The 13,017-nt window shown below is 30.4% G+C and carries 9 protein-coding genes; 1 reads left to right on the top strand and 8 read right to left on the bottom strand.

Annotated elements, in window-relative coordinates; genetic code table 11:
* Nucleotides 1–35: 35 nt before the first annotated feature.
* The 4 genes from ABDZ69_RS02685 to ABDZ69_RS02670 all read right to left on the bottom strand — a co-directional run bounded on the left by ABDZ69_RS02685 (nucleotide 36) and on the right by ABDZ69_RS02670 (nucleotide 5,222).
* Nucleotides 36–1,214, bottom strand: coding sequence for a glycosyltransferase (locus tag ABDZ69_RS02685; protein ID WP_343766241.1), 1,179 nt, complete (start codon nucleotides 1,212–1,214; stop codon nucleotides 36–38).
* Between the two features lie 2 nt (nucleotides 1,215–1,216).
* Entirely contained in the window at nucleotides 1,217–3,058 is a 1,842-nt protein-coding gene (locus ABDZ69_RS02680) for a polysaccharide biosynthesis protein (protein ID WP_343766238.1), read from the bottom strand.
* A 142-nt stretch (nucleotides 3,059–3,200) separates the two neighbouring features.
* Nucleotides 3,201–4,076 carry a UTP--glucose-1-phosphate uridylyltransferase GalU gene (gene galU / locus ABDZ69_RS02675; RefSeq protein ID WP_343766235.1) on the bottom strand — a complete coding sequence of 292 codons (876 nt, stop codon included), beginning with the start codon at nucleotides 4,074–4,076 and terminating at the stop codon, nucleotides 3,201–3,203.
* A gap of 69 nt (nucleotides 4,077–4,145) precedes the next feature.
* The gene (locus ABDZ69_RS02670; RefSeq protein ID WP_343766232.1) at nucleotides 4,146–5,222 is read right to left on the bottom strand and encodes a tetratricopeptide repeat protein; all 1,077 of its coding nucleotides are present in this window, start codon (nucleotides 5,220–5,222) and stop codon (nucleotides 4,146–4,148) included.
* Between the two features lie 283 nt (nucleotides 5,223–5,505).
* Here ABDZ69_RS02670 and ABDZ69_RS02665 point away from each other — a divergent pair, with 283 nt between their 5' ends.
* On the top strand, nucleotides 5,506–6,972 hold the full coding sequence (locus ABDZ69_RS02665; protein ID WP_343766229.1) for an aminotransferase class I/II-fold pyridoxal phosphate-dependent enzyme: 1,467 nt from the start codon (nucleotides 5,506–5,508) through the stop codon (nucleotides 6,970–6,972).
* Between the two features lie 20 nt (nucleotides 6,973–6,992).
* On the opposite strand, the gene ABDZ69_RS02660 is transcribed toward ABDZ69_RS02665, so the two are convergent.
* The 4 genes from ABDZ69_RS02660 to ABDZ69_RS02645 are packed head-to-tail and all read right to left on the bottom strand — an operon-like array spanning nucleotide 6,993 to nucleotide 12,995.
* Entirely contained in the window at nucleotides 6,993–7,820 is an 828-nt protein-coding gene (locus ABDZ69_RS02660; RefSeq protein ID WP_343766226.1) for a hypothetical protein, read from the bottom strand.
* Nucleotides 7,821–7,831: 11 nt separating this feature from the next.
* Nucleotides 7,832–8,287 (bottom strand): 2-thiouracil desulfurase family protein, encoded by a 456-nt coding sequence (locus ABDZ69_RS02655; RefSeq protein ID WP_343766223.1) that lies wholly within the window; start codon nucleotides 8,285–8,287, stop codon nucleotides 7,832–7,834.
* Nucleotides 8,284–10,641, bottom strand: coding sequence for an endonuclease MutS2 (locus ABDZ69_RS02650; RefSeq protein ID WP_343766221.1), 2,358 nt, complete (start codon nucleotides 10,639–10,641; stop codon nucleotides 8,284–8,286). Before ABDZ69_RS02650 ends, ABDZ69_RS02655 begins: the two co-directional genes overlap by 4 nt.
* Entirely contained in the window at nucleotides 10,641–12,995 is a 2,355-nt protein-coding gene (locus ABDZ69_RS02645) for a U32 family peptidase (protein ID WP_343766218.1), read from the bottom strand. Before ABDZ69_RS02645 ends, ABDZ69_RS02650 begins: the two co-directional genes overlap by 1 nt.
* Nucleotides 12,996–13,017: the final 22 nt, after the last annotated feature.

Here is a 13,017-nt window from a genome sequence, read left to right as displayed (position 1 = left end):
TTTTTATGTTAAATTTTTAATTATTTACATTCTTTTCATTTTATTAAAGATTTATATGTATTTATAAGTTTTTCTGCATTCATGTCCCAAGTATAATTGTTTATTACTTCATTCTTAGCATTATGCCCTATTTCTTTTCTTTTTTCTTCATTACATATGAGATAATCTAAAGTTTCTGTTAGCTCCTCTATATTTTTACCCTGTACCAAAAATCCATTGACTCCATTATCTATTACATCTGCTATGCCTTCACCCTTTATCCCTATAACTGGTTTACCTTGTGCCATGGCTTCAATATAAACCATACCAAAACCTTCTTTATAACTAGGCAAAGAAAAAATATCACATTTTCTCATATTTTCAATTACTTCGTCATAAGGGAGTTTTCCAAGGAATTTAATATTCTCTTCTAATGCTAATTCTTTTATTAGCTTATCTAATTCCTCTTTATATTCACCATCCCCTACAATATTATATTGTATATTAGGATATTTTTCTATTAATACTCCCACTGCTTTTATATTAAATTGAATTCCTTTTGCTTCCTTTAAATTAGAAACGCTTAAAACTTCAATTTTATTGCTATTATTATCCATATCTTCTCTACATATATACTTCTTTTCAATAGCGTTATTTATGACTTCAATTTTGTTATAAAATCTCTCATCTTTAACTATATTTTTTAGCTTACTACTAACGGTTATTATTTTATCTACCTTTGTCAAGGTTTCAAATAAAGCCTTTTTACATTTAAGATTTTTATGCAGTGTATTTTGAAAATCCTGTCCGTGAATAGTTACTATATGAGGGCAATTATACTTTTTATTTATCGAATTCCCAGCATATCCATCTGGAAGTGCTACATGAGAATGAATTATTTCAAATTTAAATTCTTTATAAACCTCTTCTACAATATTTTCTATTCCCTTTCCCATGAATTCTCCAGACTTATGGAAAAGCATCCCTTTAGGAAATTCAATATATCTTGGATAATACACTTCAATATCATCCATAATAGTTTTCTTAGGTATATTTGAGTATTTCTCCCACTTATTACTTATTTTATTAAGAGGGAAAGGTGCCCAAGGAACAGGGCTTATAACCTTTACCTCACAGCCCTGCTCTACTAGAGCCTTTACTTGCTGATGGACAAAAATACCAGACATTTTATTAAAAGTTGAAGGATACATATGTGAAATAACTAAAACCTTCATACTTAACAATCCTTTCTATGGTACGTAGGAACCTTTTCTTCTATTAATTTGAATATCATTTCTCTATCTTTTCCTAAAACTTCTCTAAATTCCCCTATGGACTTTTCTATGAATTCCATACTATTATTTGTCGGTTTTTCTATATATATCTTATCGTGATCAGTGGAAGTTAAAGCCACCTCATCCATTAAAAGTTCTTCATATAGCTTTTCTCCTGGTCTTAATCCCGTATACTCTATTTTTATATCAACCTCTGGTTGATAACCTGAGAGCCTTATTAAATCTTTGGCTAAATCTGCAATTTTTACGGGTTCACCCATATCAAGTACAAATATCTCTCCACCATTGGCCATAGCTCCAGCTTGAATAACCAACTGGGAAGCTTCTGGTATAGTCATGAAATATCTATTTATTTCAGGATGAGTTACTGTAACTGGTCCCCCATGGGCAATCTGTTTTTTAAATAATGGTATAACAGAACCATTACTTCCTAATACATTCCCAAACCTAACAGCTACATACTCTGTTTCGCTTACACTATCAAAAGCCTGTATCATTATCTCACTAAATCTTTTAGTAGCACCCATTACATTGGTTGGATTTACTGCCTTATCCGTGCTAATTTGAACAAACTTTTTAACCCCATATAAATGACTACACTTAGCCACGTTATAGGTTCCTATTATATTGTTTTTAATTGCTTCACCAGGATTATTTTCCATAAGAGGCACATGTTTATGTGCTGCCGCATGAAAAACCACCTCTGGTTCATATTTTTGGAATATATCTTTTAATCTCTTTTCATCTCTTATGGAAGCAATAATTACTTCCTTATTTAAGTTTGGAAAATTGTAATTTAATTCCATTTGAAGATCATATGCATTATTTTCATATATATCTAAAATTAAAAGTTTTTTAGGATTAAACTTAGCAATTTGTCTGCAAAGTTCAGAACCTATGGAGCCTCCTCCACCTGTAACTAATATTACTTTATCTTTAATATATTTATTTATATTTTCACTATTTAATCTTACCTCTTCTCTTCCAAGCAAATCTTCAATATTTACATCTCTAATTTTGCTTACATTTACCTTATTATCTATAATTTCATAAATTCCTGGAAGAGTTTTTAATTTAGCATTAGTATTTTTGCATATATTTATAATATTTCTTTTAGTTTCAACACTAGCAGAAGGAATAGCTAAAATTATTTCTTCTACCTTTAACTCTAAACATAATCGTATAATGTCCTCTCTAGTTCCAATTACCTTTGCTCCACTAATAAGCTTTCCAATTTTACTTCTGTCATCGTCTATTAATCCAATGGTTTCATAATTCAAGTTATTACTTCTTTTTATTTCCTTTATTAATAAAGCCGCTGCATCTCCAGCACCAATAATTAATAATCTCTTTTTACTTTTAACACAATCCTTGCTCATAGACTTTTCTTCTATAACTCTAGCTATAAATCTAGTTCCTCCTAGAGAAGCTACAGATATAATCCAAAAAATTATGTGCACAGTGAAAGGAAACCTAAAATATCTGCTTTCTAAAAGCTTATAATTTATAAAATAACTATAAACTATAAAAATTACATTGGATAAAGATAAAGAGTAAATTATTGACATCAACTCTTCAATAGAAGCATATTTCCAAATGTTATTATATAAGTTGAATATTTTGTTTACAATTAAAGTTATTATAATCACTGGAATAATTGAAATTTTAAAGAAATACATATACTCCTTAGTAATATTAAAATCTAACCTTAGTAGTAAAGCAAAATATAGGGAAAACATTAGTAGTAAAATATCCACAATAATTAATTTCTTATCTTTTTTCATATTTATCACACCCTAGATTCATTAGTTTTATGCTGTCTACTCTAAATATACCACAAGATGTATGTTTTTGTAATATACAATCTATAATTGTATTTATATAGAAAAGGCTTGTAAAAGTTGTCTACAAGCCTTTTCTAACCTTTTATATGTTTTTATTACTCGTTATATTTAACAAATAGTTCATAAATCCTTCCTTTAACTCTTCTCTTTTAAGAGCAAATTCTACTGTAGCTTCTAAAAAGCCTAGCTTATCTCCTACGTCATATCTTCTACCTTCAAAATTATAAGCATAAATAGCTTCCCCTGTAGCTAGAGTTTTTAAAGCATCTGTTAATTGTATTTCTCCACCTTTTCCCGGAATTGTATTTTCTAGAATTTGAAATATTCGAGGGGTTATAATATATCTTCCTAGTATAGCAATGTTAGAAGTTACTTCTTCTTTTTTAGGTTTTTCAATTAAATCTTTAACCTTATGCACTCTGTCCTCTATATGCATGCCCTTCACGATTCCATATTTATGTACATCTTCCCAAGGTACTTCTTGAACACCTAATATAGTGGTTTTATATTCATTATAGCAATCTATTAGCTGCTTTAAGCAAGGAACTTTACTATCTACTACATCGTCACCAAGCATTACTGCGAAAGGCTCATCTCCTACAAAGGTTTTAGCACAGCTTATTGCATGACCAAGCCCCTTAGGCTCCTTTTGTCTTATGTAGTATATGTCTGCCATATTCGATATGTCCCTTACCATAGTTAATAATTCTTCATTTCCCTTGCTTTCTAGTTGTTGTTCTAATTCTACAGATTTATCAAAATGATCTTCTATAGCTCTTTTATTTCTTCCAGTTATTATAAGTATTTCTTCTATACCTGAAGCTACTGCTTCCTCAATTATATATTGAATAGTTGGTTTATCAACTATTGGCAGCATTTCTTTTGGTTGCGCCTTAGTTGCAGGTAAAAACCTTGTTCCTAACCCCGCTGCAGGTATTATAGCTTTTTTTACCCTCATTAAAGCTATCTCCTTTCTCCCATTCCTTATTGTATAATCATTACTATATACTTTACAAATTAGAGAAATTTATACCTGCTTTAGTATATCCTTAAGTTGTAATACAAGCTCATCTTTTGGATCTATCTTCTCTGCGATTTTCAAATGTTTTTTAGCTCCTTCTATATCTCCCATATTTAAGTAACCTACCACTAAATTTGTACATACTTCTACGGATTTTGTAACTTCAAAAACCTTTCTTAAATATTCTATAGATTTTTTAAAGTCACCTAAAGATGCGTAGCAAATTCCTAATTCATTTAGCACCTGAGGCATGTTATTATCAATAGCTAAAGCCTCATTTAAATAAAATATAGCTTTTTCATAGTTTTCTAACACTCTATAAGCTATAGCAATATAATAGAACATTACCCCATCCTCATTATAAATTTCTATTAGAGGTAGTAAGTATGATAGAGCAGTTTTAGGATCATCGTAAATTAACTCTTTCCCTTTTTCATAATTAACTATTCCTTTTAAAGAAACCTTTATATCTGTGACCTGTTTTGTTTCTTCTCCCCCTACAGCAGTATAATTATTGATAGAAATTAAAGCATCCTCAAAACTGCCTTCTTCCCATTTAATTAAAGCTTCATAAAAATAAGGTAATGAATAATCTTTAAAAAGAGTTTTTGTTTTGTTTATAAGAAACATTTCCTCATCTTTATATATTTTATCTAAACCTCTTAAATTATCACAAAGAAGCAAAAGTCTTTCGTAGTTTTCCTTATTTTCTTCTATAAGAGTAAGCCCTTTTAACATTATATAGCCATCTTCATATAACTTTTCATCTATTGCCTTAAATATTTTTCCCTTTATAAAACTAATGCTCTGAGGTATATTTTTAATAAAATCTATGTAATATTTATTATATTTAAAATTCTCATCTGCTCCTAAAACAAAGAACATAGCTTCTATAAAATGGTTTACTGATATGTTATCCATATCCTCACCTGATTTTATCTTATTAATTATATCTTCTGATTTTATTGGCATGTAAACTTCATCATCTGCATCAATCTTAAATATTTTACTTAATTTTTCTTTATTAATCTCTAAAAATAATATGTTACTAAGTCTTTCTGAAAATCTAGATTTAATATCCAAATCTCACTCATCCTTTCTTATGCCATTTTGTTTTATACACAATATACTATTATTAATTGTAACATTTAATTTTTTTAAGTCTAGAAACTTTTCTCTTTTTTTATAAATACCCTTATAAAGATTTCAGTTTTGCATACAATAAAAATGAAAAAATAATATTTTTATTTATATTGCATTTGATTATCATTTATCTTATAATTATATTGTTTTATGTAAATCCACGGAAACCATTGATTCCTCAAAGTTTCACGGGTGTATTTATTGAAGGAAGGTGTTTATCAAGGTGTATAAATTAAATCAAAATGAAACTCCATTATTTGATGTTTTAAGAGAGTATGTAAACAGAGAAACAATACCATTTCACGTGCCTGGTCATAAAAAAGGCGTTGGAATGGATGAGGAATTTAAAAGTTTTATAGGCGAAAATCCCTTTAAAATTGACGTTACTGTTTTTAAATTAGTGGACAGCTTACATCATCCCACTGGAGCAATAAAAAAGGCTCAACAACTTGCTGCGGATGCTTACGGATCCAAAGCGGCGTTTTTCTCAATACATGGAACTTCCGGTGCCATTCAAGCAATGATAATGTCAGTAGTAAAATCAGGGGATAAAATACTTATTCCTAGAAATGTCCATAAATCTGTTACTGCTGGAATTATACTTAGTGGAGCAGTTCCTGTATATATGCAACCAGAATTAGATAAAGAAATTGGAATCGCTCACGGAGTAGCTCCAGAAACCGTTGAGAGAACTTTAAGTGAAAATCCCGATGCTAAAGCTGTTTTAATTATAAATCCAACCTATTATGGGGTTGCTACAGACATTAAAAAAATAGCTCAAATAGTTCATAGCTATGATATTCCATTAATAGTAGATGAGGCTCACGGACCACACCTTGGTTTTAATAACAACTTGCCTATATCTGCCATTGAAGCGGGTGCAGATATGTGTGCTCAGAGTACCCATAAAATAATTGGTGCTTTAACCCAATGTTCATTATTACACGTATGCTCAGAAAGAATTGATGTTAATCGCGTTCAACAAATATTAAACCTATTGCATACCACATCTCCTTCTTATATATTAATGGCTTCCTTAGATTGTGCTAGAAAGCAAATAGCCTTACGAGGTAAGGAGCTAATACAAAGCACTATTGAACTTGCAAGTTACGCACGGGGTGAAATAAACAAAATACCTGGTTTTTATTGTTTTGGAGAGGAAATATTAAATAGACCAGGAGCCTATGCTATTGATCCAACAAAGCTAACTATAACCTGCAGAGATCTTGGAATAACTGGTTATGATTTAGATATGATTCTAACAAATAAATATCACATACAAATGGAACTTTCAGATCTATACAATGTTTTGGCTGTAGGATCTTTTGGTGATACTAAAGAAAGTATTGATAAATTACTTTCTGCTTTAAATGAAATTAGCGAAGACTTCTATGGTAAAGGACATACAAAGCCTGACTTCATAGATATTCCGGCTATACCCGAGCAATATCAAATTCCTAGAGAAGCTTTTAATAGCGAAAAAATTTGTATAGCTTTAAAAGATAGCATTGGAAGAATTAGCGGAGAATTTTTACTAGCTTATCCTCCAGGAATTCCTATATTATGCCCTGGGGAAATAATCACTGAGGAAATAATCAATTACGTTCAAAGACTTAAGGCTACAGGCCTATATGTACAAGGAACAGAAGACCCTGAAGTAAACTTTATAAAAGTTGTAGATAAAAAATAGTACCCTTAGGGTACTATTTTTTATGTTGCTCTTAATCCTTTTAAATTTTCCTTTATTATTTCTCTATGACTATTTCTTAAATATTTCATGTAAGAATTTTGGTCCATTCCTACTATTGATTCACAAGTGGTTAAAAGTCTTTTAAAATATGAACTTATATATTCTAGTTTTAACATACCCACATATATATCTTTATTAAATCTAACAGTAAGACTTCTTTTTTTCTTTTTCACTAGCTTAATTAACTCTTCATAATGGGCTCTCTGTGAGTTTATTAACTTTATACTTTGAAAGTTAGCTTTTATAACCTCCTCATACTGCACATAGGCTTTAGACAATATATCATCACTAAAAATATCTCCATTAGCTTTAATTAACTCTTCTAATTTCTTTATTTCCTCTATCTTTCTGTTTTTTTCTTTTCTCATCTCTACAACCCTAGTCATGGTTTCCTTTATTTTAAAAGTTTCTTCAAATCCATCTTCCTTTAAGAAATCTAAGGCTCTTACTGCTCTATTATTATCATCTTCATATCTATTAATACTACTTTTATCTTCATAAGTAGAAATAATAGAATTTTTATTTTGACTATTAAATATAATTTTATAGTAATATACTAGCTTTTCTAATTCTTCTAGAAGAATATTATCTTTTACCACTTCATTTTCTTCTGTGAGAAATAAAATTCCCCTTAAAATATAATGATTTTTTCCAAAACCTTTTTTTCTAAAATTAATTTCCTTATATATCTTACCTTTATACTGTACCCACACAGCTTTAGCTACTTCTCCTTTTTGATAAAAAGGTTTTATTATCTCCTCTGTTGCTCTATCTATATCCTTATACATAAACTAATATTTCACCTCATCAACTTAAAGTTTTCTTCTGTATAAACTTTTATACCATTTTTGATTAAAAGCTCAGCTGTCACACCATTTCCATTTATAGAATTACTAGAAAATGTACCGTCATATATTTTACCCGCACCACAGGAAGGGCTTTTTGCCTTTAATATTGCTACCTTAGCATTATAAAGTTTAGCAATATTTAGAGTTTCATATGCTCCTTTTAAAAACTTTTCTGTAGAATCATCGCCCTCTTTACTAAGTACCTTCGCCCTATGTTCTATTACATCTTTCCCTGTGCCTCCAACTATTTCATGAGGCAACCTCGGAGTTTCCATTCCCCCTAATTGTTCAGGACATACAAGAACTACTTCTTCATTTTTAAACAAATCCAATATTTCTCTATGCTCATTATTGCCTCCACTATATTTACAATTAACTCCACAAAGACAAGCACTTATTAATATCATTTTAACTCCACCACAGTAACTCCAGTACCGCCCTCTCCATATTCCCCTAATCTATAAGATTTTACATGAGAGTGTTTTTTTAGCATATCATTTATAGACTTTCTAAGTATCCCTGTGCCTTTTCCATGAATAACCGTTACTTCACTTAATCCTGCCATATAGGCTTCATCTAAATATTTATCCGTGGAATAGATAGCTTCCTCTGAATCCATACCTCTTAAATCAATGGAAGTAGCTACAGATTTTAAATTTAACTTAGCTTCTCTTTTTACTGCCTTTTTTTCTACTTTAGTCTTCTCTGATACCCTTAAATCCTCTAGCTTCACATTTATTTTCATTATTCCAGCCTGCACTTGAACTTCTCCTTTATTATCAGGCTTTGTAAGTAATATTACATTTTGATTTAACTTAGGTAAATAAACCTCTTCTCCTAGCTTTACGTCCTTTATCTTTTTTCCTTTTTCCGTTTCTAATTTTTCTCCCTGCGCCTCTAATCTATCTAACTTATCCTTTAATTTCTTTCTTTCATTCTCAAGCTTTTGTCTTGTATCAGAAGCATAACCCATTCTTTCTAACTCTCTAATATTTCTTAAGATATTATCCGCCTCTTCTTTTGCTTCTTTTATAAGACTTTTACCTTCCCTTTGAGCATCAATAAGAGCTTTTTCCCTTACTTTATTTAAATTATATAGTTTCTCTTCATAGCCTTCCTTTAATCTGTTAGCTTCCTCTTTTAATATTTCTGCCTTTCTCCAATCTTCTGCTGCCTTAATGGTTTTCTCTTGAAGGCTTTGTATTAAATCCTCAAATCTTAGACTCTCACTAGCTATGCTACTTTTAGCTTCCTCAATTATGAAATCTGGAAGTCCTAATCTTTTAGATATTTCAAAAGCATTTGACTTTCCAGGTATTCCTATAAGCAGCCTATAAGTTGGTTTTAAAGTTTCTACATCAAACTCCACAGATGCATTTTCTACTCCTTCAGTTTTTAAAGCATATCCTTTTAACTCGCTATAGTGTGTAGTCCCTACAATTTTAACCTTCTTTTTTCTTAAATGCTCTAAAATTGATACAGCCAGTGCCGCTCCTTCTGTAGGATCTGTTCCTGCTCCTAATTCATCGAACAATACTAATGATTTTTCATCTGCTTTCCCTATTATATTTACTATATTTGTCATATGAGAAGAGAAGGTTGATAAACTTTGCTCTATACTTTGTTCATCCCCGATGTCTGCATATATTTCATTAAAATAACTTACTGTAGAGTTTTCTCTAGCAGGAATTAAAAGTCCACTCATTGCCATAATATGAAGAAGTCCTACAGTTTTTAAAGTTACAGTTTTTCCTCCCGTATTTGGACCTGTTATAACAAGGGATGTAAAATCCTTTCCTAAATAAATATCAGTTGGAACAACTACTTTAGGATCTATTAAGGGATGCTTCCCCTGAACAATATCTATAAACCCCCCTTCATTTACATGGGGGCAAATTCCATTCATACTACTCCCAAATTTTCCCTTACCAAATATAAAGTCTAGTTCCCAAACTATATTGGCATTATTTCTTACATAAGTTATATTGTCCCCAACCTTTGAGGATAATTCTTTTAATATCCTCTCCACTTCAGCTTTTTCTTTCAGCATTAGCTCTTTTATCTCATTATTTAAATCTACTAAGCTCATAGGCTCAATAAATAATGTGGCTCCTGAAGAGCTTTGGTCATGAACTAGTCCCGGCACCGCTCCCTTATGTTCAGCCTTCACTGGCAAAACATATCTATCTCCTCTCATAGTATAAAGACTTTCTTGAAGATAGGAGGAATAACTTCTCATTAAAGAATTAACCTTATCTCTAATAGATGAATTCTTATCCTTTAATGCCCTTCTTATATTATAAAGAGCAGTACTTGCCCTATCGGAAACCTCTTCTTCTCCAATAATAGCATTATATATTGCGTCCTCTAACCCCTTTAACGGGTAAATACCTTCACATATATCTTCTATAACTCTATAGCTTTCTTCCTCTTCTTTATGAGAAATATAGTCTTTGAATTTTCTTCCAGTTCTCATTATGTTGGCAATTCTCAACAACTGCCCTGGAAATAAAGTAAATCCCTTACCAGCCTTTTCTATTTCCTCCCTTACGTCATAGACTCCTTCAAAGGGAGGAGATCCTTTTTTCATGAGTAGACTTAACGCTTCCTTAGTTTCTTGTAAATGCTCTCTTACTTCATACAAATTACTATACGGTTTTAAATCCTCAATCATATCCTTAGCTGCCTTTGTATGAGTAAAGCCTTTTAAAATTTCCTTTATTTTATTAAATTCCAGTACTCTTAAAGCTCTATCATTCATTATTCTACACCTCTTTTGTAATGTCCCCTGGTATAATTATTAAATTCTTTATTCCAGGTTTTATTTAAGGTAGACTTTATTACCTCTACCACTTCTTCATAATTTTCATCTATAAAATCTAATCTAAAATTATTTATACCCATTTTACTAATTTCATTTATATTAGGAATTAAGTTTAACGCAACTGGGTTATATATATAACTTCTGCAAAATTTATCAGTACAAGTTAAAAACTTTTCTCCCATTCTATCCATCAATTTAAACTCTTTTTTATTACAATAATTATCACATCCACTGTTCTTATTCTTCCCACCGAAGGTGCTTCCTATAGGACAGTATTCACTTATCATAACTTCAATTTTACCATATAGTAAAATTTGAGAATTATGGCTTTGCTTAAAGCTTTTTTCTATTTCTTTTTTATTTAATTCCACACTTATGCAGCTTCCTTGAATAAAATCATTGTAAAAATTTAAACTTTCACTATTAAATACATTTATCTTATAATCTCCTATAATAGAAATTTTTTCTTTAAATTTTCCTACTATACCCAAATTCCCTGTTATTATTCCTTTAATATATGGAAGGTTTTTTTCTATAAAACTACATACAAACTCAAACTCTCCTTTAATAATATTAGGTATTTTTAAGTATATATTTATATTTTCATTTTTTAAATTTTCCATATCTATTTCATTGCTTCTTATGAAAGGATTTATAGCGATATCCTTAACTTTTAGTTCTAATGCCCCTTTCAACTGTTCTTTTTTAGTTAAAAACACTAAAACTTCTGGCATTTCCTTTTCTTTTGCATTGTTAGTATATTTTCTATTATTACTTTTATCTCTTTTAATTTGCCTCTTATAAGAATCCGCAATTTTGCTTAATACCTTATCTAATAAACTCCTTCTAACCTCGTTAATTGATGATAGTGGCAAAAATCCCTCTTCATAGCTATTAAATACAATTTCTTCAAATTGAAAGGGAGTATCTCCAGTTTTTATTAAATTCTCTAGGATTTTATTTTTATCCAAGGGCCTTTTTAAAGCCTTTTGTACAATCTCTCCCTCTGCATGAAACTTCTCGCCATTTATTTCAGTAGAAATAATTATAGGAGAATTTACTTTAAAATCTACACTTAAAGATAGTTTTACTTTTCTCCTATAAGAAGTTTCATAAAACCCTTCATAGGATTTTAATAGCTCCACATCTGAAGTTTTAAATAATACATCCCCTGGTTTATAATTAATTGGGTGTATCTTTACCTTCTCCCCAATATGTCCTTTTTCAACCTCTTTATGTCCTTTTATTATCTTGGAAATTGTGAAACCACCCTCTCCATTTCTCACTCCATCTTTTAATGATATATCTTCTTTTAAAATTACATTTAAATCCTTTTCCACTTTTCCAAGAAGTAAACCTGTATTTTTAGGGAAATTATAGGCCATCATATCCTTTCCTTCATTCCCATATAAATAAGCTTTTGAAAAGCCTTCTCTATTAAATAATTGCATTAATTTTTTATTTTCTAAAGTGTAATCTATTTTGTCATCTTTGCTCAGTACCTTATCTATAGCTCTTCTATAGGTATCTACCACTCCTGCTACATATTCTGGTCTTTTCATTCTTCCCTCAATTTTTAAAGATGTAGCTCCACTTAAAACTATATCCTCTATGCTACTAAAGGTTGAAATATCTTTAGGGCTTAGTAAATATCCCTTTTTTTCTTTCTCAGTACCTTCTTCAATTAAATAGTATGGCAATCTACAGGGTTGAGCACATCTTCCTCTATTCCCACTTCTTCCCCCAATTAAACTACTCATAAGACATTGGCCAGAGTAACAAATACATAAGGCTCCATGTATAAAAATTTCCGTTTCAATATCTAAATTGTTTGATATATACTTTATTTCTTCTAAAGATAACTCCCTAGATAAAACAACTCTTTTAAAACCTATATCTTGAAGAAGTTTAGCTCCTTCAAAATTATGTACAGTCATTTGGGTTGAAGCATGTAATTCAAAATCAGCCATCTCACTTTTTATAAGCTTTGCCAAACCCACATCTTGTATAATTAATCCATCTACTCCTATTTCATATAAAAACTTAGTATAATCTAAAGCTTCTCCTAGTTCTTCTTCTTTCAGTAAAGTGTTTACCGTAACATAAATTTTCACTCCATATATATGGCAATAATCTACTGCCTTAATCATATTTTCTTCATCAAAATTAGAAGCATATGCCCTTGCAGAAAATTTATTTCCTCCTAAGTATACCGCATCTGCTCCACTATTAACTGCCCCATATAAGCTTTCAATACTACCCGCCGGAGCTAGTAGTTCAATTTTTTTCATAAACGCATCTCTCCTAATTTAA

This window comes from Clostridium malenominatum (assembly GCF_039521365.1).
Classification (GTDB): Bacteria; Bacillota; Clostridia; order Clostridiales; family Clostridiaceae; genus Clostridium_AW; species Clostridium_AW malenominatum.
This window is presented reverse-complemented; position numbering and strand designations above follow the sequence as displayed.